Origin of the sequence: Streptomyces sp. NPDC006691, assembly GCF_042869955.1 — a bacterium.
GTDB lineage: Bacteria > Actinomycetota > Actinomycetes > Streptomycetales > Streptomycetaceae > Streptomyces.
In genome coordinates, this window is record NZ_JBIAGW010000005.1 from 224,978 (window position 1) to 248,431 (window position 23,454).

At 72.3% G+C, this 23,454-nt stretch carries 18 protein-coding genes; 10 read left to right on the plus strand and 8 right to left on the minus strand.

Going from position 1 to position 23,454, the window contains the following annotated elements; translation table 11 throughout:
* Positions 1 to 62: 62 nt before the first annotated feature.
* Entirely contained in the window at positions 63 to 2,285 is a 2,223-nt protein-coding gene (locus ACFYNP_RS14290) for an NADP-dependent isocitrate dehydrogenase (protein ID WP_388785525.1), read from the minus strand.
* A gap of 130 nt (positions 2,286 to 2,415) precedes the next feature.
* On the minus strand, positions 2,416 to 2,622 hold the full coding sequence (locus tag ACFYNP_RS14295) for a cold shock domain-containing protein (RefSeq protein ID WP_382587643.1): 207 nt from the start codon (positions 2,620 to 2,622) through the stop codon (positions 2,416 to 2,418).
* 391 nt (positions 2,623 to 3,013) lie between these two features.
* On the opposite strand from ACFYNP_RS14295, the gene ACFYNP_RS14300 reads away from it, so the two are divergent.
* The 5 genes from ACFYNP_RS14300 (at position 3,014) to ACFYNP_RS14320 (ending at position 6,728) form a co-directional block, all read left to right on the plus strand.
* Positions 3,014 to 3,574, plus strand: a complete 561-nt coding sequence (locus ACFYNP_RS14300; RefSeq protein ID WP_388785527.1) for a hypothetical protein — start codon at positions 3,014 to 3,016, stop codon at positions 3,572 to 3,574.
* A 236-nt stretch (positions 3,575 to 3,810) separates the two neighbouring features.
* Positions 3,811 to 4,938 (plus strand): mechanosensitive ion channel family protein, encoded by a 1,128-nt coding sequence (locus tag ACFYNP_RS14305; protein ID WP_388412941.1) that lies wholly within the window; start codon positions 3,811 to 3,813, stop codon positions 4,936 to 4,938.
* Positions 4,939 to 4,995: 57 nt separating this feature from the next.
* Positions 4,996 to 5,517, plus strand: coding sequence for a helix-turn-helix transcriptional regulator (locus ACFYNP_RS14310; protein WP_388785529.1), 522 nt, complete (start codon positions 4,996 to 4,998; stop codon positions 5,515 to 5,517).
* A gap of 10 nt (positions 5,518 to 5,527) precedes the next feature.
* Entirely contained in the window at positions 5,528 to 5,938 is a 411-nt protein-coding gene (locus tag ACFYNP_RS14315; protein ID WP_388785531.1) for a VOC family protein, read from the plus strand.
* Positions 5,939 to 6,008: 70 nt separating this feature from the next.
* Complete coding sequence (locus ACFYNP_RS14320; RefSeq protein WP_388785533.1) at positions 6,009 to 6,728, plus strand: hypothetical protein; 720 nt, start codon at positions 6,009 to 6,011, stop codon at positions 6,726 to 6,728.
* Positions 6,729 to 6,775: 47 nt separating this feature from the next.
* Here ACFYNP_RS14320 and ACFYNP_RS14325 read toward each other — a convergent pair whose 3' ends face one another.
* From ACFYNP_RS14325 to ACFYNP_RS14335, 3 genes are read right to left on the minus strand one after another with little or no spacing between them, the layout of a single operon-like run.
* Entirely contained in the window at positions 6,776 to 8,098 is a 1,323-nt protein-coding gene (locus ACFYNP_RS14325) for an MFS transporter (RefSeq protein WP_388785535.1), read from the minus strand.
* Positions 8,095 to 10,104 (minus strand): PEP/pyruvate-binding domain-containing protein, encoded by a 2,010-nt coding sequence (locus ACFYNP_RS14330; protein WP_388785537.1) that lies wholly within the window; start codon positions 10,102 to 10,104, stop codon positions 8,095 to 8,097. The genes ACFYNP_RS14325 and ACFYNP_RS14330 overlap by 4 nt, the downstream gene beginning before the upstream one ends.
* On the minus strand, positions 10,101 to 11,474 hold the full coding sequence (locus ACFYNP_RS14335) for an acetyl-CoA carboxylase biotin carboxylase subunit family protein (RefSeq protein ID WP_388785539.1): 1,374 nt from the start codon (positions 11,472 to 11,474) through the stop codon (positions 10,101 to 10,103). The genes ACFYNP_RS14330 and ACFYNP_RS14335 overlap by 4 nt, the downstream gene beginning before the upstream one ends.
* A 378-nt stretch (positions 11,475 to 11,852) precedes the next feature.
* On the opposite strand from ACFYNP_RS14335, the gene ACFYNP_RS14340 reads away from it, so the two are divergent.
* Positions 11,853 to 12,950, plus strand: coding sequence for a PAS domain S-box protein (locus tag ACFYNP_RS14340; protein WP_388412954.1), 1,098 nt, complete (start codon positions 11,853 to 11,855; stop codon positions 12,948 to 12,950).
* A gap of 36 nt (positions 12,951 to 12,986) precedes the next feature.
* Here ACFYNP_RS14340 and ACFYNP_RS14345 read toward each other — a convergent pair whose 3' ends face one another.
* On the minus strand, positions 12,987 to 13,358 hold the full coding sequence (locus tag ACFYNP_RS14345; protein WP_388413566.1) for a winged helix-turn-helix transcriptional regulator: 372 nt from the start codon (positions 13,356 to 13,358) through the stop codon (positions 12,987 to 12,989).
* A 92-nt stretch (positions 13,359 to 13,450) separates the two neighbouring features.
* On the opposite strand from ACFYNP_RS14345, the gene ACFYNP_RS14350 reads away from it, so the two are divergent.
* The 4 genes from ACFYNP_RS14350 to ACFYNP_RS14365 all read left to right on the plus strand — a co-directional run bounded on the left by ACFYNP_RS14350 (position 13,451) and on the right by ACFYNP_RS14365 (position 20,621).
* The gene (locus tag ACFYNP_RS14350) at positions 13,451 to 14,290 is read left to right on the plus strand and encodes an SDR family oxidoreductase (protein ID WP_388785541.1); all 840 of its coding nucleotides are present in this window, start codon (positions 13,451 to 13,453) and stop codon (positions 14,288 to 14,290) included.
* A 175-nt stretch (positions 14,291 to 14,465) separates the two neighbouring features.
* Positions 14,466 to 15,443 carry a hypothetical protein gene (locus ACFYNP_RS14355; protein ID WP_388785543.1) on the plus strand — a complete coding sequence of 326 codons (978 nt, stop codon included), beginning with the start codon at positions 14,466 to 14,468 and terminating at the stop codon, positions 15,441 to 15,443.
* Positions 15,444 to 15,698: 255 nt separating this feature from the next.
* Entirely contained in the window at positions 15,699 to 17,561 is a 1,863-nt protein-coding gene (locus ACFYNP_RS14360) for an HSP90 family protein (RefSeq protein ID WP_388785545.1), read from the plus strand.
* Positions 17,562 to 20,621: a hypothetical protein gene (locus ACFYNP_RS14365; RefSeq protein ID WP_388785547.1), complete on the plus strand. Its 3,060-nt coding sequence runs from the start codon at positions 17,562 to 17,564 to the stop codon at positions 20,619 to 20,621.
* A gap of 106 nt (positions 20,622 to 20,727) precedes the next feature.
* Here the strand turns inward: ACFYNP_RS14365 and ACFYNP_RS14370 are convergent, their stop codons facing one another.
* On the minus strand, positions 20,728 to 21,297 hold the full coding sequence (locus ACFYNP_RS14370) for a potassium channel family protein (RefSeq protein WP_388785549.1): 570 nt from the start codon (positions 21,295 to 21,297) through the stop codon (positions 20,728 to 20,730).
* A 95-nt stretch (positions 21,298 to 21,392) separates the two neighbouring features.
* Positions 21,393 to 23,267 (minus strand): NAD-binding lipoprotein, encoded by a 1,875-nt coding sequence (locus ACFYNP_RS14375; protein ID WP_388785551.1) that lies wholly within the window; start codon positions 23,265 to 23,267, stop codon positions 21,393 to 21,395.
* Positions 23,268 to 23,454 lie beyond the last annotated feature (187 nt).

Genomic DNA, 23,454 nt, shown 5'->3' on the forward strand with positions numbered 1-23,454 from the left:
CGGAAGGAATCCGGCCGGGGCGGCGGCGTGCTCAACTGCGCTCCCCCGCAGGGGAGTTGGGGTCAGGCGAGGGTGGCGATGGCCTGGTTCAGGGTCTTCGAGGGACGCATGACCGCGGAGGCCTTGGCCGGGTCCGGCTGGTAGTAGCCGCCGATGTCGACCGGCGAGCCCTGCACCGCGATGAGCTCGTCGACGATGGTGGACTCCTGCTCGGTCAGCGTCTTGGCCAGGGCCGCGAACGCCTCCGCGAGCTGCGTGTCCTCGGTCTGCTTGGCCAGCTCCTGGGCCCAGTACAGGGCGAGGTAGAAGTGGCTGCCGCGGTTGTCGATGCCGCCGAGCTTGCGGCTCGGCGACTTGTCCTCGTTGAGGAAGGTGCCGGTGGCGCGGTCGAGGGTGTCGGCGAGGATCTGGGCGCGCGCGTTGCCCGTGGTCGTCGCGAGGTGCTCGAAGCTGACCGCGAGCGCGAGGAACTCGCCCAGGCTGTCCCAGCGCAGGTAGTTCTCCTTGACCAGCTGCTGGACGTGCTTGGGGGCGGAGCCGCCGGCGCCCGTCTCGAAGAGGCCGCCGCCGTTCATCAGCGGGACCACCGAGAGCATCTTGGCGCTGGTGCCCAGCTCCAGGATCGGGAACAGGTCGGTCAGGTAGTCGCGCAGCACGTTGCCGGTGACCGAGATGGTGTTCTCGCCGCGGCGGATGCGCTCCAGGGAGAACGCGGTCGCCTCGACCGGGGACATGATCTCGATCCGGAGGCCCTCGGTGTCGTGCTCGGCGAGGTAGGCGCGGACCTTCTCGATGAGGACGGCGTCGTGGGCGCGGCCCTCGTCCAGCCAGAACACGGCCGGGTCGCCGGTGGCGCGGGCGCGGGTGACGGCGAGCTTGACCCAGTCCTGGATCGGCAGGTCCTTGGTCTGGCAGGCGCGGAAGATGTCGCCCTCGGCGACCTCCTGCTCCAGGACCACGTTGCCCGCGGCGTCCACGAGGCGGACGGTGCCCGCGGCCTGGACCTCGAAGGTCTTGTCGTGGCTGCCGTACTCCTCGGCCTTCTGTGCCATCAGGCCGACGTTGGGCACCGAGCCCATCGTGGCCGGGTCGAAGGCGCCGTGGGCGCGGCAGTCCTCGATGACGGCCTGGTACACGCCGGAGTAGCTGCTGTCCGGCAGGACCGCGAGGGTGTCGGCCTCGGCGCCGTCCGGGCCCCACATGTGGCCGGAGGTGCGGATCATGGCCGGCATGGAGGCGTCGACGATGACGTCGGACGGCACGTGCAGGTTGGTGATGCCGCGGTCGGAGTCGACCATGGCGAGGGCCGGGCCCTCGGTCAGCTCGGCCTCGAAGGCCGCCTTGATCTCGGCGCCGACGTGCGGCACGTTGTCGAGGCCCTTGAGGATCCCGCCGAGGCCGTCGTTGGGGGACAGACCGGCGGCGGCGAGCACGTCACCGTACTTGTCGAAGGTCTTCGGGAAGAACGCGCGCACCACGTGGCCGAAGACGATGGGGTCGGAGACCTTCATCATGGTGGCCTTGAGGTGCACCGAGAACAGCACGTCCTCGGCCTTGGCGCGGGCGATCTGCGCGGTGAGGAACCGGCGCAGCTCGGCCACGTGCATCACGGACGCGTCGACGACCTCGCCGGCCAGGACCGGTACCGACTCGCGCAGCACGGTGGTGGTGCCGTCGGCCGCCACGAGCTCGATGCGCAGCGAGCCGTCCTCGGCGATGACCGTGGACTTCTCCGTGGACCGGAAGTCGTCGGCGCCCATGGTGGCGACGTTCGTCTTCGAGTCGGCGGTCCACTTGCCCATGCGGTGCGGGTGGGCCTTGGCGTAGTTCTTGACCGACGCGGGGGCGCGGCGGTCGGAGTTGCCCTCGCGCAGGACCGGGTTGACGGCGCTGCCCTTGATCTTGTCGTAGCGCGCGCGGACGTCCTCGTCCTGGTCGCTCTTCGGGTCGTCCGGGTAGTCGGGCAGCGCGTAGCCCTGGGCCTGAAGCTCGGCGACGGCCGCCTTGAGCTGCGGGATGGAGGCCGAGACGTTCGGCAGCTTGATGATGTTCGCGCCGGGCGTCTTGGCCAGCTCACCGAGCTCGGCGAGGGCGTCCTCGATCCGCTGGCCCTCCTCCAGGAACTCGGGGAAGCTCGCGATGATGCGCCCCGCCAGCGAGATGTCACGGGTCTCCACAGTGACACCTGCGGTCGAGGCGTACGCCTGGATCACGGGCAGGAACGAATGCGTCGCCAGGGCCGGCGCCTCGTCAGTGTGGGTGTAGATGATGGTCGAGTCAGTCACCGGGTGCTCCGCTCCACGTCTGCAACATTGCTCGACATCAAGATATCTCGTGATCGGACCGGGTCACGACGGGCCCCCGGCCCGGCCCCCCGGTGAGGAGGGCTCGGCGGGGCCCCGGGCGGCCCTCGGTTCACGGGCGTACCGCACGGGCCTCGAAGCGGCCGCGGCCCAGCTCTATGACGAAGGAGACCTGCTGGCCCTCGGACAGCGTCCTGGTCTCCCCCTCGATGTCCTCCCGGCGCACGTAGATGCCGTCGTGGTGCCCGATCGGCACGACGAATCCGTAGCCCTTCTCCCGGTCGAAGTACTGGACGATCCCGTCACATCGCTCGTTCATGCCTCACTCCTCGGGTGATCGCTCCACGGCCCGCGGGCGAGCCGGGAAAAGCGGAACCGGCTGGGTTCGCCAAGGATGGGGACGGAACGCGGACTCCCGCGCCGCACCAGGGCCCGCCCGCGTCGGGGCGCCCGCCGTCCGTGCGGCGGAACCCGCCATGACGCCGGCGACGGCCGGCCGCGGCGTCGGGTCGGACGGGTTCCTTGCCGGTAGGTATACCGCCGTGGTCCGCGTTTGATACCTCCCCGGAGCCACCCGGCGCCCGGGTTGCGGGCAGGGCCCGCCCCGCGTATGAGCCGCGTATGACCCGCGTCAATTCGGGCGGCGGACGCATCAGCGGCCCGTCAAAGTACGGGGTCATATGTGGTCGGCACCCATAGCGTCCCGCCCCATGGGACAACAGATCACCCGCAGTGCGACGGGACCCGGCACGGCTTCGCCCCGCTGTGCCGAAGCCGTGGTGTACGACACCACCTGGGCCGGTGAGGCCCGCTCGGCGGCGGGCTGCTCGGCGGTGCTGCTCGGCCTCCTCCTGACGGTCGACGCCGTGGCCGGCACCCTCGACCTCGCACGTGGCGGGCTGTGGGGCCTGCTCGCCGCGCTCCTGTTCGTCGTGCTCTGGCCCGCCCGGGTGTCGGCCGGTCCGGGCCGGCTGGTCGCGCGCGGGCTGCTGCGCCGGTCCGAAGTACGCACCGACCGCCTGGTCGCGGTGCGCTGGTCCGACGGGGTCGCCCAGCGTCTGGTACTGCGGGACGCCGAGGGCAACCGGGTCGAGATCGACCCGAAGGTGCTCGTGGCCAATCCCCCGCTGTGGCACGTCCTGGACCGGGACGCGCGCACCAGCCGCGACCGGAAGGTACTGCGATGCGGGGAGACCGCCCTGCGGCAGCTGGCCGCCCGGGTGGACGGGGAGACGGCACGCGCGGTGTTCGACGTGTCCGGTCCCCGCTAGCGCCTCCGGCGCACCCTGCCCTCGCGGCGCTCCCCGATGCACCCGGCCCACCTGTGAGCACGCCCGGCCCATGGGGCAGGATGGCAGCCCGTTCCGGTGTCCGACGAGGTCCGTCCACCCGAACGAGGCTCCAGGCAACACGATCTGACAGGTGGCAAGGTGACGACACATCACATACGGCGGTCGACGGCACCCCTCGTTCAACCCTCCGTTCCCCGCCGCCGGGAGGATGTCCGTTGAACCGGAGTCTCGTCCTGCACGACTGGGTGGTGGCGGGCATCGCGCTGGCGGCGGGCATCGCCGCCGGGCTGCTGCTGCGGGTGCTGCTGAGATGGCTGGGCAAACACGCCCTCAGAACGCGCTGGACCGGCGACGACATCATCGTCGACGCGCTGCGCACCATCGCCCCCTGGGCGGCCGCCATCGCGGGTACGGCGGTCTCGGCCTCCGCGCTGCCGCTCACGGCCCGGGTCGCGGCCATCGTCAACCACTCGCTGACCGCCCTGCTCGTCCTCATCATCACCTTCACCGCGGCCCGGGTGATCGCGGGGCTCGTCCAGTCCCTGGCACAGTCCAGGACCGGGGTGGCCGGCTCGGCCACGATCTTCGTCAACATCACCCGGGTCGTGGTCGTGGCGATGGGCGTCCTGGTCGCCCTGGAATCGGTGGGCATCTCCATAGCCCCGCTGCTCACCGCCCTCGGCGTGGGCGGCCTCGCCGTCGCCCTGGCCCTCCAGGACACCCTCGCCAACCTCTTCGCGGGCGTCCACATCCTCGCGTCGAAGACCGTGCAGCCGGGTGACTACATCCGGCTCAGCAGCGGCGAGGAGGGCTATGTCGTCGACATCAACTGGCGCAACACGGTGGTGCGCAACCTGTCCAACAACCTGGTGATCATCCCCAACGGCCGGCTCGCCCGCACCAACATGACCAACTACGCCCGCCCGGAACAGGAGTTGACGGTCCTGGTGCAGGTGGGAGTGGGCTACGACAGCGACCTGGAGCACGTCGAGCGGGTCACGCTGGACGTCGTCGACAGTGTGATGACGGACATCTCGGGCGCGCTGCCCGGCCACGAGGCCGCCGTCCGGTTCCACACGTTCGCGGACTCGCGGATCAACTTCACCGTGATCCTGGGGGTGGGCGAGTTCAGCGACCAGTACCGGATCAAGCACGAGTTCATCAAGCGGCTGCACCGGCGCTACCGGGCGGAGGGCATCTCGATTCCGGCCCCGGCGCGGACCGTATCCCTCCAGCAGGACGTGCCCGGGCCACCCGCGGCGGCAACCGCGTTCCCGCACCAGCGCGAGGCGCCGCCGGCGACCCTCGCGGGCCTCTCCGAGCCCGTGGAACCGCAGCACTGAGAGGGCCGTTCTCGCAGGTCAGGTGCGCTGTCGGTGGGCGGTGGTAGCGTCGTTTGCATGACGCCGGAAGAGCTCGCCACCCTCACGCACCTGCGCCGGGCGCGCGATCTCATGGACCGCGAGTACGCCGAGCCCCTGGACGTCCCGACCATGGCCCGGCACGCGCTCATGTCCCCCGCGCACTTCTCGCGACGGTTCCGGGCGGCCTACGGAGAGACCCCGTACAGCTATCTCATGACCCGCCGGATCGAGCGGGCGATGGCGCTGCTGCGCGGGGGCATGAGCGTGACCGACGCGTGCATGACGGTGGGCTGTACGTCGTTGGGCTCGTTCAGCTCCCGGTTCACCGAGGTCGTGGGCGAGACCCCGAGCGCCTACCGCGGCCGGGCCCACGAGGCGGTGGCGGCCATGCCCGCGTGCGTGGCCAAGGTGCGGACGCGCCCGACGCGCACTCCCCCGAGCGTGACGAGCGCGAGGGCCGCGACGCGCACGCCGACCCCACCGGGCGCACCGGGCGCACCGGGCGCACCGGGCGCACCGGGCAGGATCCGAGAAGCGGGCGGCAACGCCGCCGCCTAACGTGGGCGGCATGACCATCGCTCTCCAGTACTGCCACATCACCGTCAACGACCCCGACGAGTCGCTCGGCTTCTACCGGGACGCCCTGGGCCTTGAGGTACGCAACGACGTCTCCTCGGGCGGCCACCGCTGGGTGACGCTCGGCAGCCCGACCCAGCCGGGCCTCGAAATCGTCCTCTCGGAGCCGCACGCGGGCCGTTCGCAGGCCGACGGCGACGCGATGCAGGAGCTGCTCACCAAGGGCGTCCTGTCGATGTTCGTCTTCCGCACGGACGACCTCGACGCGACCTTCGAGAAGGTACGCGCCTCGGGCGCCGAGGTGCTCCAGGAGCCCATCGACCAGCCCTGGGGCCCGCGCGACTGCGCCTTCCGCGACCCCTCCGGCAATTTGATCCGCATCCAGCAGGAGGCCAAGGACTAGCCCGGCGAATGCACCCGAAGCCTGGGGGCGCCCGGCCACCGCGTGAGAGACTGCGCGGCATCTGCATGTCATGAACAGGTCACATGCAGGCCATTTCGCACCGCTCACCCACGCGGCGCGCCGGGAGAAGGGCAACACCGCCATGTTCACCACCCCCCACAAGGGATTGGCCCGGGCAGGTCTCCTGCTGGGCGCGGCCCTGGCATCGACCGTGCTGTGCGCCACGGCCGGCGCCACGGCGGCCACGGCCGCCCCGGCCGCCGACGGCGCCGCGAGCCAGCGCGCCGGCGCGCCGGCCGGCACCCAACGCCCTTGCCCCGTCGTGTACTTCGACCTCGGCGAGACCTTGGTGCACACCGCCGAGGACGGCAGCACCTCCTATCTGCCCGGCGCGGCCGCCTATCTGCGTGACCTGCGTGCGCACCACATCCAGGTCGGCCTCATCACCAACGTTCCGCCCTCCTGGGGTGCGACCGACGCCGAGCGCGCCGCCCGTCTGAAGCAGGAGGTCGACGCCACCTGGCGGGGCTCCGCGCCCTTCGCCTGGCGGGACTTCGGCGACCGGATCCTCACCCCTCGTACCGACGCGGAGCGCAAGCCGGCCCCCGCCCTGTGGCAGCGCGCCAAGGCCGCTTCCGGGCACTGCCGGCTCGTCTACCAGGCCGAGACGGCCGAGGAGGTCGGCGCCGCCGCCGCGCAGGGCTTCGTGCCCTACCAGGTCGGGCGGCCCCACCGGCCGGAGTTCCTGCCGGTCGGCCTGGTCGAACTCCTCGGCCGCGGGGTCCGCTGAGCGCCGCCCGCGCGCCCCGAGCCCGCTGAGGCACCGATGCCGGTGCCTCAGCGGGAGCGCGCCCCCGCCGCGTCCACGGGCCGGGGCGCGGGGCGCCCGCCCCCGGCCCGGTCCCGCTTCACCACCCCACTGTGCAGGAGCAGTTGGAAGACTCCGAGCAGTACGGCGGTAGCGAGCGCGCTGTGCCAGAGCAGTGCGTCCAGGCGCCCGGCGGAGAGGTAGGCCCCCGCGGCGACGGCGGCCAGGGCACACACCGCGCGGTCCACGATGCTCTCCACGGACAGGAGCGTGGCGCGCGGCGCGTGCCGGGGCATCGCGTCGTTCACCAGCTTGCGCTGCACCGGGTACGCGAACCCGGTCGCGACGGCGAACAGGCAGAGCAGCGCGATCACGGTCCACGCCCCGCCGAACGTCATGGCGGCCAGGGTGCCGGCGAGCGCCACGCTGAGGACCGACACCCAGGCGACCGGGGTGAGACGTCGCCCGAGCCACTGGGGGCGGGCCGAGCCGATCGCCTCGGCCACCGTCATCGCGGCGAGCACCCCTCCGCTGGAGGCCTCGCCGATGCCGTGGTCGAGCAGGATCGGCTGGAACAGGTTGACCTGGCAGATCCGGGACAGCGTGAAGATCGCCACGCCCTGCACCATCACCAGGGCGAGCCACGGCGAGGCGGCGACACAGCGCAGCGCGGCACCGGCGTCCCGCAGGAACGCGCCGCCCCTGCGCCCCCCGTTGGTGTCCACCGCACCGGGGTCCGGCCCGGCGATCCGGGGCAGCGCGACGGCGCAGACGAGGGAACCGGCGGCGCTGGCCGCGCTGAGGACGTAGGGCGCCGCGTGGGCGACGGCCATCAGGGGCCCGACCAGCGGCCAGCACACCACCTTCGCCGCAAGACCGAGCGCCCGTGCGGTTCCCTCCGCCCTCAGATAGTGCTCGCCGCACTTCTCGGCCCGCAGCCCGTCGTACAGATAGGCACTCGCCGCACCGGACGTGAGGGAGCGGCCCACCGCGATGGCGAGGAAGTGGACCAGGAAGCCGGTGTACGAGGCGCTGACCACCGGCGCCAGGTTCGCCGCCGTCATCACCACCGCTCCGGCACGCAGGCAGTTGCGGGCGCCGATGCGGTCGGCGATCAGCCCGGTCGGAATCTCGAACAGGCAGAAGGCCACGTAGTAGATGCTCTGGATGCCGAAGATCTGGCCGTCCGAGAGACCGGCCTGGCGCTGGTACGCGTAGAAGACCGGCATCCACCACAGCAGGTTGAACAGGAGCTGGAAGCCGTAGTTGAGCCGGACGATCCGGCGGGCGGTTCCGGTGAGGCCGGCTCCCGCCGCGGCGCCCGTCCGCCTCCCCGCGAGCGGCGCCCTCACAGCGCGTACGGGCGGATCTGGACGAGCCGGAAGTCGCCCCGGTCCGTCATCAGCCACTCGATGTCCAGCGGCCGGTCCACGTCGTCCTCGCTGAAGTGGGACTGCAACAGCCGCCCGGTCAGGGACAGATCGGCCAGCCGGGCCCGGGTGGCGGCGGGCAGCCCGTCGCCCCAGGAGCCGAGCGCCACCGTCCGGCCGCCGCCCTCCACCGTGTTGTAGAGGTACTGCTGCGGCAGGACCGAGCCGTCGACGACCTGTTCCGGGGACCCCGGCGAACAGTTGAGGTAGACGTTGCGGAAGTCCTCGCGGCGGGTCGGATCGCAGGTCACGAGGACGCCCCCGAGGGAGGCGGGCACGTACTCCTGGATGATGACGCCCATGTAGGTGTCGTCGAGCGAGATCCCCACCTGGTGGCGCAGCCGCACACTGCGCGGCGACACCAGGGAGGCCCACACCTGCCGTACGGCGTCCAGGAGTTCGTCGGTGCCGTGGACCGCGGTGACGGAGTCGTAGACACCGGCCGCGGAGAACCCCGGCAGGTCCTCGGCGTTGGACGAGGACCGCACCACCAGGCGTCCGCGGGCGGCCGCGGGGGCGGGGAACGCCTGGAGGATCTGCCGCGTGACGGACTCGGGTACGGGGGTGTGCCGGATGAGTTGCTGGAGCCGCAGGCAGAGCGAGTCCAGTACCTCGGTGGCGTCGAGTTCCAGGGCCATCTTCAGTTTGCCGATGCCCTGTTGGAGCGCGGGCGACGAGGCGAGGAAGTGCTGCTGGAGCGCGAAGGGCAGCGCCACGCCGTCCGGTGCGCCGACCGTGGTGGCCACGAACCCGGCGGCCGCCGAACGCAGTTCGGGCAGGGAGGCGCCGTCCGCGCCGAGGCGGGTGGCCAGATGGCCGTAGAGGTCCTCCCGCGGCGGGCGGGGCCGTCCGTAGAAGGCGGTCAGGTCGGCCGTCCGGCTGTCGAGTACGTGGTGCAGCTCGCCGAGGTTGGCCGCCTTGGTGCCGTACCGGTCGCGGTCGGCGGCGCGCAGCCGGTGCAGGGACAGGACGGGCGCGTCTTCGAGCAGGGGCGGCTCCAGGCGGATGCGCTGCTGGTGCCAGGCCGGAGCACGCAGCTCCGGCTCCCGGTCCAGGCGCTCCACACGGATCTCGTCCTCCGAGACGCGATAGCGGATCCAGGCGCCGTCCAGGCCGTCGGCCCCCATGAGCTCGTCCAGGTCGAGCACGATCGCGTTGGGTATCCCCCAGCCGGACGCCAGGACATTGGTGTGCGAAAGCGGGGTGATCGGGGCCGTGTTGAGGAATCCGGCCACCCGGGGGACGTCGTCCGGCAGGCACGGCATGGCCACGATGTCCGCCCAGCCGAGCCCGGCCTCCGCGGCCGCGTACTCCTCGTGCGTACGGAAGTACCGCAGCCGCCCGGTCGCCTCGCCCGGGTTCAGGGGGGTGCGGGTCCGGCTGCCGAAGAGCTCGTGGCTGAGGATGCGCGGCACCCGCAGTTCGCTGATCGCCGCCAGCTCCTCCTCCTGCCCGTGGTTGGCGGGCTTGAGCAGCACCGGAAGCCTGCCGTCGACCCGGGAGCGCACGAACTCGTAGAAGAATTCCAGGAGTTGGCCGTTCATGGTGTCGGCCTCGGTCGTCTCCAGGACGAGGAAGGTGCGTTCGCGGCCCTCCGCGTCCTCGTCGGTGTGCAGGGACAGCACACCGAGCAGGAAGCGGCGCTCGGGGTCCATGTACACGGAGGCGTTGAACGCGTCGAGCCGCGCGTCCAGTTCGGCGAGTTCCATGCCGAGGACGCGGGTGGCGATGTAGTTGACGTGGAAGGGGTGCGCGGCCGTGTCGAGCAGGTGCCAGACGTTCTCGGCACGGTCGACGACGACCTTGAGGTAGGGGTGGCCGGCCAGGACACCGGAGAGCGTGCGGAACAGCGGCAGGGACAGGTTCTCGCCGATGACCGTACGGTCCGTGGCCGGGCCGGGTGCGTCGGTGAACAGCGCGGTGGTCACAGGGAGACCTCCTCGCGGTGCGCGGCGGGCAGGATCCGCGGCAGGGCGTCCACCAGTGTCTCGAAGTCGCGCAGCACCGTGCGGGGATCGGTGGCGGAGAGCAGGCACAGGGCCGCCATCGTGTTGGCTCCGGCGGCCGGGTCGTAGACCGGCACGAGGTCGCCGTCGGCGAGCGAGCTCTCCGCGACCACGGACAGCTCGCTGCCCCGGCTGAGCGGCACGTGCTCCGCGACCGCCGGGAAGTCCCAGACCCTGCGGTCCTGCCAGGCCTCGCCCCGGCCGTCGACGGCGAGGACGACGAGGGAGCCGGCCGCGCCGCGGGCCCGGGCCGGGGTGAGGGCCTGCTCGGGCCACTCGACCGGGCGCCCGAGGAGCTGGTCGACGAGCATGCCGACGAGGTCGAGCCCGAAGACCTCCTCGATCTGCGGCACCGTCATCGCGCCGCCGAACCGGGCGGCCGTCTCGATCAGCCACATGGCGCCGTCCGCGCCGAGCTTGATCTCGGTGTGCGTCCCGCAGTCACGCAGGCCGAGGGCGTCGACGGCCTGCCGGGCGAGGGCCACGATCCGGTCCTGGGCATCCGGGGAGAGCAGCGCGGGGGTGATGCCCGCCCGCTCGGTGAACGGCTCGACCGTGGGCATCCGGCCGCTGAGGCAGACCGGGTGGAAGGTACCGTCGGCGACCACGCCCTCGACGCTGACGTAGTCGCCCCAGCCGGGTTCGTCGAACCAGTCGGCGACGGCCCCGGTGACGATCTGCTCCACGACGAAGTCGGCGTTGGCCTCGGCCACATGGAGCTCGGCGTAGCCCAACTGTGCGGATTCGGCCATGACTTGGCGTGACCGGTGCCAGGCGGCGGAGACCTCGTGCGGGGCGGCGATGATCTGGTGTGCGGTGGACCCCGCGCTCCAGGCCGCTTTGAGGAGCATCGGGCAGGGCAGGACGCGGGCCGCCTCGTGCAGGTCCGCTTCCGTGGCCACGGCCCGGAACTCCGGCTGTGGCAGGCCGTGCCGCTGCCAGGTGCGCCGCATCAGACGCTTGTCGCGGGCGAGCGCGGCGGCACCGCCGGCCCCCGCCAGGCCGAGCGCCTCGCAGGCCTCGGCGACCGCCACGACCGCGTACTCGGAGAAGGTGAGCACCGCGTCCGCCCCCACGGACCCGGCCCGCGACACGATCAGCGACACCAGGTCGGAGCGCTGCGCGTCGGCGGGCGTCACGACCGAGGCGCACAGTCTGCGGGCGGCGTCCGCCACGGTGGGAGGAAGAGCGCTGAGCGCCAGCAGATGCACTTCCGCCCTCGCGGCCGTCCGGGACAGGACGTGACCGAGCGGCGGACCACCCTTGGCATGCACCAACAGCACCTTGCTCACTGAAGTTCGTCTCCATTCGTCCGTGTGGTACGTGCCCCGTACGTGTCGTACGCGTCGCACGTGCCGGGTGGGTGCCGTACGTGTCGTCGTACGGCCGGTGATGTGCGTCGGGCGTGGGGGAGGCCCGGTGCATGTGTCGGGGCGTGTTCACCCGCACACTCAAGGGGACCACCCGACAGACGCCCGCGGCACCGCTGGGGACGTCCGCCGTTCAGGCAAATGCCTGAGTCGCAGGCCGTGTTGGGGTACCGGAGGAGTTCCGCGGGACTTTCGGACGGCCTCCACTTCGGCCGAGAACCGAGCATGCGCGGGATCGGGACGGGATACCCATCGCGGTGTGACTGTGCGTCAGCCGGTTGCATACGGACGGAGACCGCTGTGGACGATTCCAGCCTCAAGGCACTGCTCGGCGATGCCCGGGGCGCCGGGACCGGAGCCCGTGCCCACCCCGCGCCGCCCACCCCCACGGCCTCCGAAGTCCCCCAGCGCTACGACGCGTTCGCGGGGCTCGCCGACCTCGCCCCGGCCGCCGCGTTCCTGCGGGACGGCGAGGGCCGGTACCTGTGGGCCAACCACGCCTACGCCCACCTGTACGGCACCGTCCCGCGGGAGCTGGTCGGCAAGTACATCGAGGACTTCGACGCGCCTGCCGAGGCCGTCCAGTTCCGCGCCCTCGACCAGGAGATACTCGGCCGCGGGACTCCGGTGCGGCACACCCTCGACTACCGCCGCCCGGACGGCAGTCCGGGCCGGGCGGTGGGCCACCGGTTCCCGGTCCGGGAGGGCGGCCGGACCTGTATCGCCGGGATCTACGTCGACATCACGGACCAGCTCCGCACCAGGGTCCAGTGGCAGGAGGCCGAGGACAACCTCCAGGCGTTACGGGACCACAGCGGTCTGCCGTGCGCGCTCCTCTCGGCGAACGGACGCATCGTCGAGGCGAGCGCGGCGGCCGCCGAGGTCTTCCAGCTCGGCCTGCCCGAGCTGGTCGGCCGCCGCGCCCATACCCTGCTCGCCCCCGACCCCGGCCTCGACCGGCTGCACCGCAGGTGGAACGGTCTGATAGCGCGCCGCACCAGACGTGTGGAGACGTCCGCGGTGCTCGTCGACGCGCAGGGGCGCCAGCGCCGCGCGCAGCTCCATCTGACGTCGGTCGGCCGTTCCACCGCGCGCGCCCGGCACGTGTGGGCCGTCGTCACCCACCAGAGCCTCGCCCACGCGACCCACCCCGCGCTCACCGCGGCGCAGATCCGCATCCTGTCCCTGCTCGCGGCGGGCAGCAGCAACGGAGACATCGCCACCTCGCTGAAGCTGTCCCGGCAGACGGTCGACTACCACCTGAGCCGCCTGCGCGAGCTCTTGGGCGCCGCGACCCGCCCCGCCCTCGTGGCGCGCGCCTACGTGCTCGGCATCCTCTCCCCCGAGGCCTGGCCGCCGCGCTCCGCGACGGCCACGCATCCGCTCAGCACGGCGTGAGGGGCGGGCCGGGACCGCCCCGGACGGCTCACGGCGCTAGGCCGTGGTGCGCGGCGGCAGCCGCCGGGTGATCCGGTCGAACAGATCCGTCAGCGGCTCGCCGATGTCCCGGCCGAACTCGGTGAGCCCGTAGGTGACCTGGGGCGGTGTGGTCGGTTCGACCTCGCGCCGGACCAGACCGTCCTGGACCAGTGCGCGCAGGGTCTGGGCAAGCATCTTCTCGCTGACGCCCCGCATGCTGTCGCGCAGTTCGTAGAACCGGAGGTCGCCGCTCCGCAACGAGATCAGCACCCAGATGCCCCACCTGCTGGTCACATGGTCCACCATGTCCCGCGCCGGGCAGTCGGTGTGAAACACCTCATAACGCGGACCCGACACCACCGGCTTCACCTGCGCGCCTTCCTCCATGCCCGGAGCTTACCTCCGGGTACGTTCTTACGAAAAGTAAGCCCGGCTCCTAGCGTCAACCACCTCGGTATTCAACGCTTTTGGAGCTGAACATGATCGTGGTGACCGGAGCCACCGGAAACATCGGCCGGCCTTTGACACAGGCCCTCGCCGCGGCGGGCGAGCAGGTGACGGCCGTTTCACGGCGCTCGGCCGAGGTGCCCCGCGGGGTCCGCCACTTCTCGGCCGACCTGGCCGAACCGGCGGGCCTCGTACCCGCGCTGGAGGGGGCGAAGGCCCTGTTCCTTCTGCTCTCCGGCGACCTGCACGCCCCTGACGCGAGGCCGGCCGGCCTGATCGACCTGGCCGCGGCCCATGGGGTACGCCGAGTGGTCCTGCTGTCCTCGCAGGGCGTCTCGACCCGGCCGGACGGCCCGTCCAGGATCGCGATGCGGGCGGTGGAGGACACCTTGCGCGCCTCCGGTCTCGACTGGGCCGTCGTGCGCCCGGGCGGCTTCGCCTCGAACGCCTTCGCCTGGGCGGAGTCCGTCCGCACCGAGGCGACGGTCGCCGCGCCCTTCGGCGATGTCGGTGTGCCGGTCGTCGACCCGGTGGACATCGCCGAGGTCTCGGCGGCCTGCCTCCTCGACGACCGGCACACCGGCGGGACCTTCGAGCTGACCGGGCCGGAGGTGATCACGCCACGTCAGCAGGCCGAGGCCATCGCCGCCGCGCTGGGCTCGCCGATCCGCTTCCACGAACTCACCCGCGCCGAGGCCAGGGCGGCCATGACCCGGTTCGTCCCGCGGGAACTCGCCGACGACACCCTGGACATCCTCGCCGAGCCGATCCCCGCCGAACTAAGGATCAGCCCGGACGTGGAACGCGTCCTCGGCCGCGCCCCGCACTCCTTCCGCGACTGGGTCGACCGGAACATCGCCGCCTTCCGCTGAGCCGCGCACACCGCGCGGGGCCGTGCCGGAACAGGGGCCGGCACGGCCCCGCGCGCGCTGTGACCTCGGATCCACGCCCCAAACCATGTGCGATTGTCAGTCACCCGTGATAATCACTACCTTCACAAGGGAGTGACAATTGCCTCCCCGTTTGCACACAACAAGGGGTGGGGACATGGCGGTGCTCCGTGAATGGGGGCTCACGCTGGGGAAGTGGACCGGCCGGCCCGTCGCACGCGTGCAGCAGGACTCGGGGGATCCCGAGGTGGCACGGGTGCGTACGGCAGCCGCGTCCGGGGACTGGGCGACGGTCCGGCGCGTGCTCGAAGCCAGGCCGGAGAACGAGGACCGGACCGAGCTGGTGCGGGCCGTGGGCGACACCGCGGGCGTCGAGCGGTGGATCACCGGAGTCGTCGAGGCGGAGCCCGACGCGGCGCTCCCCCAGCTGGTGGCGGGGTTCCGGTACATCAGCTGGGGCTGGGAGGCACGGACCGGGGCGCGGGCGCAGCACGTCTCGCGCGACCAGTTCGAGCTGTTCCACTCCCGGCTGCGCACCGCCGAGGAATGGCTGTACGAGGTGGCGGAGCGCGAGCCGGACTGGGTCTCGCCCTGGCTGGGACTGCAGATGACGGGCCGGGGCCTCCAGGTCGGTCAGATCACCGCGCGGCGCCGGTTCGAGGCCGGCGTACGGCGTGATCCGTACCACCTGGGCGTGCACCAGCAGCAGTTGCAGCAGGTCTGCGCCAAATGGAGCGGCTCGCACGAGGAGATGCACGCCTTCGCGCGCGACTCCGTGCTCGGCGCGCCCGGCGGAACGGCGCTGGGCCACCTCGTCGCGATGGCGCACATCGAGCACTGGCTCGACCTGGACCGGGGGGCGGACGCCGCGTACATGCGGCGGCCCGAAGTGAAGGCGTCGCTGCGGGAGGCCGCGGAACACTCCTTCCGGCACCCGGACTTCGTCCGCTCCGGCGGGTGGCTACAGGTCCTCAACACCTTCGCCATGGCGTTCTCGCTGGCCGGGGACAGCGCCGGCGCACGCGAGTGCTTCACCGCCTCGGAGGGACGGGTCACCGAGTCCCCCTGGTACTACATCAACGGCTCCGATCCCGCCGCGGCCTACAAGGAGTACCGTTCGTCGGCCGGCCGGTAACCCTCCCGCCGTCCTCTGCGGCGGCGCTTCTCGTGACGGCTCGTCAGAAGTGCCTGCCAGGGCGCCTGTTGAGGCCGTCGACGGCGCACGCCCGACGGGATCCCGCGGCCGGCGGCCGTGCCACGAGTGTTCGGGCCCCGGCCCGCGCCGGTGCGGGCCGCCGCCCTCCGCGTTCCGTCTCCCCTTCCGTTCCGTCCCCCATGGCGCCCATCACCGCGCCGCACCGGGGACGCGTCCACCGAAAGACTGCACCAGGTGCCTCCATCCGAGACCTCCCACACCTTCCAGGTCGACCTGCGCGGCCTGGTCGACCTGCTCTCCCATCACCTCTACTCAAGCCCCCGTGTCTACCTGCGTGAGCTGCTCCAGAACGCGGTGGACGCCATCACCGCGCGTCAGGCGATCGAGCCCGGCGCGGCCGGCACCATCACGGTGCGCACCGGAGACACCCTCACCGTCACCGACACGGGCGTCGGGCTGAGCGAGGCCGACGTCCACCGCTTCCTCGCCACCATCGGGCGCAGCTCCAAGCGCACCACCGAAGGCGCGCTCGACGGGGCCGGGCTCGACGCCGCGCGTGGCGAGTTCATCGGCCAGTTCGGCATCGGACTGCTCGCGTGCTTCGTCGTGGCGGACGAGATCACGGTGCTCAGCCGCACCGCCGCCGACCCGTCGGCGCCCGCCGTCGAATGGCGCGGCCACTCCGACGGCCGCTACACCATCCGCACCCTGCCGGCCTCGGCCGTGCCGGAGCCGGGCACCACCGTCCGGCTCGTCCCGCGCGCCGACACCGCGGAGTGGACGGAACCGGAGCGGGTCGTCTCGCTGGCCCGGCACTACGGCGGCCTGCTGCGGCACGAGGTGACGGTCGTCGGACCGCGCGGCGAGACCCACCGGGTCAACGAGGCCCCTCCGTGGGAGCGGAGCCACCGTTCACCCGTGGCCCGCCGAGAGGCGATGACCGCGTACTGCCGCGGCCTGTTCGACTTCACCCCGCTCGACACGATCGAGCTGGACCTGCCGGCGGCCGGTCTGCGGGGCGTCGCCTACGTCCTGCCCACGGCCATGAGCCCCGCCCAGCGGGCCGGGCACCGGGTGCACCTCAAGGGCATGCTGCTCACGGACCAGGCGCCTCAACTGCTTCCGGAGTGGGCGTTCTTCGTCCGGTGCGTGGTCGACACCACCAGCCTGCGGCCGACCGCGTCCCGGGAGGCGCTCTACGAGGACGGCACCCTGTCCGCGGTACGGGACGCGCTCGGCGAGCGGATCCGCGACTGGCTGACCGGTCTCGCGGCCAGCGACCCGTCCCTGCTGCACCGCTTCATCGACACCCACCACCTGGCGGTCAAGGCGCTCGCCCGCTACGACGACGAACTGCTGCGCATCGTGCTGCCGTGGCTGCCGTTCGAGACCACGGACGGCAACATCACGCTGGAGGAGTTCGCGCGCAAGCACCCCACGCTGCTCGTCGCCCGCAGTGTCGAGGAGTTCCGCCAGGTCGCCCCCATCGCGTCGGCCGCCGGCCTCGGCGTCGTCAACGGCGGGTACACCTACGACCGGGACCTCGTGCACCGGCTGCCCGAGATCCGCCCCGGCACGGCGGTCACCGACCTCGACCCGGCCACGGTCACCGCACACCTCGACGCCGTGGACCCGGCCGCCGAGCTGCGCGCGGCGGCCTTCCTCGCCATCGCCCGGGACACCGTGGGCGGGCACGACTGCGACGTGGTCCTGCGCGACTTCCAGCCCGTCACCGCTCCCGCGCTGCTCCTGGACGACCGGGAGGCGCGCCACGAGCGGACGCGTTCGAGTCTGGCCGCCGACAGCGACGGCCTGTGGGCGGACATCCTCGGCTCGCTGCGCCGCGAGTCGCCGCGCGCCCAGCTCGTCCTGAACCATCTCAACCCGCTGGTCCGCCAGGCCATCACGATCACCGACCGGGACCTCGCGGTCGCCGCCGCCGAGGCCCTCTACGGCCAGGCCCTGCTGCTCAGCCGCCGCCCCCTGCGGGCGAGCGAGAGCGCACTGCTCAACCGGGCCTTCATCAACCTGCTCACCCACGCCATGCACCACTCCGGCACGGCGGCACCCGGCTCAGAGCCCCGGAAGGAACTGTAGATGCTGGACACCCCCGAGGCCGTCGTCGAGGCGCTGCGCGAGAACAACGAACGCCCGCACGGTCTCCAGCGCACCATCACCGCCGAAGAACTCGTGGAGGCGGCCGAGCCCTTCGAGAAGCCCGACGTCGTCGTCACGGCCCTCCTTGAACTGATGTCGGCGTACGAGTTCACCGGTGAGCACCGCAAGTCACCCGTGGCCTTCGCCCGGCTGCTCAAGCTGTGGGACAGCGCGCCCGAGGCCTTCAGCCCGTGGGAGGCCCACCAGGTCTTCTGGCGTTTCAAGTGGGTGACGACATCGCTGGTGCAGGTGCCCGAGGTGCCCCTGGCCACGGTGCACGGCTGGATCGACCAGATGCGCACCCGCTACCGGGAAGCCGAACACGGCATGCAGCCGGTGGCGGCGATGCGCTACCACGTGGCGCGCCACACGGGCACCGGCCTCCTCGACGCCTACGACCTGTGGGCCACCCGCCCCCGTACCGACCTGAGCGACTGCGAGGCCTGCGAGACCCGCCACTTCGCCATGCACCAGGTGCTGGCGGGCGACGACGCCGGGGCGCTCGACACCTGGCGCCCGGTGCTCACCGAGGACACGGCCTGCACCGAAGAACCCCAGATGAGCCAGGCACGCGCCCTGCTCCCGCTGCTGCGCACCGGCCGCTTCGACGAGGCCCGCTCCCACCATCTGACCGGCTACCGCCAGGTGCGGGGAAACCCGGGGATGCAGCAGGAAGTCGGCCTCCACCTGGAGTTCTGCGCGCTCTCGCGCAACGAGGGCCGAGGGCTCGAAATCCTCGCCGAGAACCGCCCCCTGTTCGAGGCGACCGGGGCTCCGCTGGCCCATCTGGACTTCCTGACCGGCGTCGAGGTGCTGCTTGCCCGGCTCGTGGCGGACGGCCACCTCGACACCGCCGTCGCGGGCCCGCCCGGACAGAACTGGACCGCGGGCACGCTCCTCACCCACATACGCTCCGAGGCGGACCGGCTCAGCCGGGCCTTCGACTCGCGCAACGGCACGACGGCCGTGTCGCACCGTCGCCAACTGCGCCTGGAACAGGTCCCGTTGCTCGAAGAGCCGCTGCCGCTCGGGCTGCGCGCCGCCGTCGTCCGCCCGGTCACGGCGGGAACAGCGACGGCTCCGGCCTCCGTACCGGCGTCCGCGCTGGAGGCGCCCGAGGACTTCGTCGCCCTGGTGCAGGAGGCGCGGCGCACGACCGCCGTGGGCCATCCGGGGAGCGCACGGCTGTGGGCCCTCGCCGGCGAACGTCTCGCCGACGGCACGGGGGCGCACGACGACCGCCTGGGCCCCGAGGGCCTGCTGCGCGCGGAGCTCGCCGAGCAGCGCGCGTACCGGCTCAACCGCGAGGACCTCGACGCGGAGAGCATCACCGAACTGGAGCGGGCCGCCGCGCTGTTCGCGGAGCTCGGCATGGACTGGCACGCGCTGTCCGCCCGCACCCGCGCCCTCGCCTGGGCGGCCACCCCCGCCAAGGACACGGACGAGGATCCGGCCGGCGGTTCTTCGCCCGAGGCCCCGGACACGGCGACGGAAGCGGCGGCAACGGGACACGGCACGGAGCGGCCGGACGCCGCCGCGGTCCGGGCCGGCATCGACGACGCCGTGCGCCAGGCGGAGCGGCTCAGGACCGAGGCCCCGTTCACCGGTGCGTCGCCGGCGGCCGGTGAGACCGCCTCGCCCGGTGACGTCGGTGAGCAGCGGGTGCTGGAGTACCTCACCGTGCTGTACTCCTGCGTCTTCGCCGCCTACCAGGAACTGGTGCGGCAACTGCCGGAGCCGTCGGACTCCGCCGTGGCGCGGTTCGAGGAGGCCGCCGGTACCCTGCGTGCCGAGGCCGAACGCCTGACGGTCCATCACCAGGTCGCCAACGCACGGCAGTTCGTGGCGGACATCGCGGCCCGCCGGGGCGACGGCGCCCGTGCCGAGACGGAGCTGCGCGCGGCGCTGAAGGACGTGGAGGCCTCCGGGCAGCCGTGGCGCGGCATCCGCCCGCTCGCGCTGCTCGGCCAGGTCCTGCTCACTCTGGACCAGCCGGCGGAGGCGACGGAGCTGCTGCACCGGGCGGTGGTGGAGGCGGTGCGCTACGACGACACCCACTTCGCGCTGGCCCCCACGTACGCCATGCTCGGCCACGCCGCATCCCACGTCGGGGACACGGGGGGTGCCGTACGGCATCTCTCGGAGGCGGCGGCCCGGTTCGACCGGGAGGGCGAGCAGGACGAGGCGGCCGGTCTGCGTCTCCAGCTCGCCGATGTCCTGGCGCGGGGCGGACAGCAGGCCGACGCCGTCGCCGTACTGGAGTCCATCGTGTCCGAGGCGGCGGCGTCCTCGCTCGACGAACGGCTCGTCGCCCAGGCCCGGTTGACGCTGGCGCGCGGGCTTCGGGAACTGGAGGAGTTCCTGCCCGCGTCCGAGGAGTTCCTCCGGCTCGCGACGGTCATCGCCACGTGGGAGGACGAGCCCCGGCTCCAGACCCTGGTGGCGGCGGAGACGGCCACCACGCTGGCCATGGCCGACCGTTGGGAGGCCGCGGGCACGGCGTACGAACGTGCCGTCGCCGCGCACGCCGTGGCGCCGAACCCGTCCTTGCTCATGCACATGATGTGCGAGTTCGCGCGTCTGACCATGCTGTTCAAGGGGCCCGACGGCCTCGACGCCGCGCTGGAGCACCTCGTACGGGCCGACGGGATCGCGGCCGCGGTTCCGGACGGCACCGAGGACTTTGCCCCCTGGTACGAGCGGGGTGCGGTGCACTACCGCCGTGCCCGCGTCCTGGCGGAGGCCGAGTCCTTCCCCGAGGCGCTGGCGGAGGCGGAGGCCGCGGTCGCGCTCTACGAGCTGGGCGGGGAGCACGGCGAGGTGCCGCGTGCCGAGGCGCTGCGGATCGCGGCCCTGATCGAGGGCAACGGTCTCGAACGCTTCCCCGAGGCCATTGCCCGGCTCACCGAAGCGGCGGCGCGGGCCCGCGCGGCGGACCTCGCCGAGGCGGCCCGGATCCTCGACGCGCTGCGCCAGGAGTACCAGCGCCGCCAGGGCTGAGCACCGGCCCCGCCGCGTCCAGGGACTCGGCGGGGCCCGAGCCGCATCGGCCACCCGTACGCCGAGTGACCGACGCGCGAGGGCGCCCCGGGCGCGGCCCGCCCGGCTACGGCAGGTCTGCCGGGCCGGGGCCCGGCTCCGGGCCGGATCCGGACTCCGCGCTTCTGCGGCGCAGGCCCATCCGCACCGCGCCGAGGACGGCTTTGCCGAGCACCGCCAGAACGATCAGGTCGACGATCATCTGCACACTGGTCAGGGCCCGGGCCGCCTCACTGGTGGGCACGATGTCGCCGAAGCCCACGGTCACGAACACCGAGATCGTGAAGTACAGCGCGGCCGTCCGCGTCAGCGGCTCCGAGAAGGACCCCGGGACGTCGTGGCCGAGCAGGAAGTAGCCGGCCGAGAAGAGCACCAGGAAGAGGGGCACGGCGATCGCCAGCGCCTCCATGGCTCGCAGCCACGGATAGCGCGCCCGGGCGATCGAGCCGAGTTGCCACGCGAGCAGCCACCCGAACACGACCAGCGCGCCCAGAAGCACCGCCACCGCACCCACGCCGACGCCCCAGTCGAGCGGCGCCACGTAGTACAGGGCCGTCACCAGGACCGCCGACCCCAGGGCACGCAGCGCATGGACCGCCCGGGACAGCCGACCGGCTCCGGAGCCTGCACGTTCCATGGGCGCTCCCGCGACAAGCGATATGTGGCTGTACGTGTGAATACTGGCGATGCATGTTCCTACACGGCTGTACGTGGCGATACGCGAGGAAGATCCTACGCATCACTATCAGGAGATTCGTCCCGCGCCGATCCCGCCACCCGAGCCGGGAGGCATTCCCTGGCGAGGACGATGATGCTGTCGCCCGGGGCGAATCGGTGTGACTGCCTCTTGTCCGGGTTGAGGCGGACCCCGAAGGCGGGGGCCGACGTGGTCTCGCTGTACAGGCGGTATCCGATGGCGATGTGGCCCTGACGGCGGGCTGCTTCGACGACCGTGTAGAAGTCGAGGTCGCGGCCGAGAGCCACGTAGCCCTCGGCCGGGCGGAGGTGGATCTCGCTGCCCTCGGCGCCGAACAGCTCGTCGAACAGGCGGGCCAGGTGCGGGCTCTCGGAGATCTGGGTCATGAGCCGGCTGATCAGACGACTGCTGATGATGAAGTCGTGGCTCGGGCTGGTCGGGGCGAGTTCCCGGTTGCGGTCGTCCGCCATCTCGGTGACCACGGCCGGTTGGCTCCCCGCCGCCCGGCCCAGCTCCCGCAGGTGCAACAGCGTGACCAGGGTGCGGTTGTCGGCCTGCTGCGCGTCCGCCATGTCGTGCCTCAGCAGCACGATGCGGTGGTAGCGGGCCAAGTCCAGCCGGCCCAGTGTCGCGGGCTGTGCCGGGTCGCCCTCGACGACCGTGACGCGGAGGCGGGCCGGGCCGTCCGCCGTCCGTCCGGCTCGGCCGGCGGCCTCGGGCTGCCGCGTCACCACGTCCACGGTCGACCCCTCGGCGACGTGCCCGTCCAGCCGCTCGATGACGGTCGCCGCCCGGCGGTTCCAGCCCAGCACCAGGAGCCGCACCGGGGTTCTGGTGATCGGCCGCGGCGGGGTGATGGCGCCGGTGTCGAGGTGGTGGGGCGGTTCGGACGCGACGACCGTGTCGTCGTCCCGCGAGATGGCGATGATCCGGTCCCCGTCTCCGACGCGGGAACGCCACGGCGGGTTGAGGTCGATGCGCCCGTCCTCGCGCAACAGCCCGACCACCGATGAGGTGGCGTAGGCCATGAGCGCCTCTCCGAACGTCCTGCCCACCAGTCCGGGCTCGGCCGTGAGGTAGAACTCGTCCCCCGCGTAGCTGAGCAGTTGGTGGTAGACGAACGAGAGGCCGGGCTGGAGGGCGGTCTGCACGATCAGGTGGGCCGTGATGCTGTCCATGTCGAGCACACAGGCGTCGGGGCCGCCTGCGAGGAGGGCCGCGGCATGGTTCTGGCCGTCCTCCAGAGCGGCCACGACGTGGCGCGGTTCGCCCGTCGGCCGCTGGACCTGAGCGAGCGCCAGCAGGGTCTTCACGACCCCCGCGTCACCGTCCGGTCCGCCCGGCGCGAGGATCAGCAGCGAGCGGGCCGTGGCCGGGGAGACGAGGGCGATGTCTGCGGGGTCGGACGGGCTGCCCGTGCGGCACACCACCTTGGTGGACCCCCGGCGCGCCACCTTGGCCCGTATCTCGTCCTCCATCTCGACCTTGTCCTTGGGCCCCAGGATCACCACCACCGCACGGCGTCGGTTCGCGTTGGCCAGGACGAGCTCGGCCACGATCGGGAAGACCTGCTCGGACCAGCCGAACAGGACCGTGTGGTTGTCCTCAAGGACGATGGAGCGGCCCTTGCGCAGTTCGGCGAGCTTGCGGTCGACGCCGTTGGTGATCAGACCGATCAGCGTCGACGTGAACAGCAGGGCCATCAGCGCGAGCAGCACGGAGAACAGCACATAGAGGGGAGGGCCCAGGTCGCCGCCCAGCCGGAAGGCGACTCCGACGTGCTGCCAGATGTCGGCCAGCCGGTCGCCCAGGCCTGCCGGCGCCTTCTTGTCCGCCCACACCAGGAGCCCGGACACCGGGACGACGAGAGCGAAACAGGCCGCGGTCATCCAGCCGATCAGCGTCGCCATGCCCCGCGACATCATGGTGTCGAACCAGTAGCGACATCGCCTCCGCACGCCCGCCCGTCGACCCCTTGTCCGCATGCGTCACCTCAACTCGGCCTCGACGGCCCGTCGCAGCGGCGCTTCCTCTCCCCGGGGAGCTCCCACTCGTGCCGGCGGGTCCTCGGTGCGATTGCTGTCCCGCGTTCAGGAG

Excerpts from the sequence above, each read along its gene's own strand:
- ACFYNP_RS14295 (WP_382587643.1), bottom strand. The coding sequence starts at position 2,622 with ATGAACGAGCGATGTGACGGGATCGTCCAGTACTTCGACCGGGAGAAG.
- ACFYNP_RS14300 (WP_388785527.1), top strand. The coding sequence starts at position 3,014 with ATGGGACAACAGATCACCCGCAGTGCGACGGGACCCGGCACGGCTTCG.
- ACFYNP_RS14310 (WP_388785529.1), top strand. The coding sequence starts at position 4,996 with ATGACGCCGGAAGAGCTCGCCACCCTCACGCACCTGCGCCGGGCGCGC.
- ACFYNP_RS14315 (WP_388785531.1), top strand. The coding sequence starts at position 5,528 with ATGACCATCGCTCTCCAGTACTGCCACATCACCGTCAACGACCCCGAC.
- ACFYNP_RS14320 (WP_388785533.1), top strand. The coding sequence starts at position 6,009 with ATGAACAGGTCACATGCAGGCCATTTCGCACCGCTCACCCACGCGGCG.
- ACFYNP_RS14345 (WP_388413566.1), bottom strand. The coding sequence starts at position 13,358 with ATGGAGGAAGGCGCGCAGGTGAAGCCGGTGGTGTCGGGTCCGCGTTAT.
- ACFYNP_RS14350 (WP_388785541.1), top strand. The coding sequence starts at position 13,451 with ATGATCGTGGTGACCGGAGCCACCGGAAACATCGGCCGGCCTTTGACA.
- ACFYNP_RS14355 (WP_388785543.1), top strand. The coding sequence starts at position 14,466 with ATGGCGGTGCTCCGTGAATGGGGGCTCACGCTGGGGAAGTGGACCGGC.
- ACFYNP_RS14365 (WP_388785547.1), top strand. The coding sequence starts at position 17,562 with ATGCTGGACACCCCCGAGGCCGTCGTCGAGGCGCTGCGCGAGAACAAC.
- ACFYNP_RS14370 (WP_388785549.1), bottom strand. The coding sequence starts at position 21,297 with ATGGAACGTGCAGGCTCCGGAGCCGGTCGGCTGTCCCGGGCGGTCCAT.
- ACFYNP_RS14375 (WP_388785551.1), bottom strand. The coding sequence starts at position 23,267 with ATGGCGACGCTGATCGGCTGGATGACCGCGGCCTGTTTCGCTCTCGTC.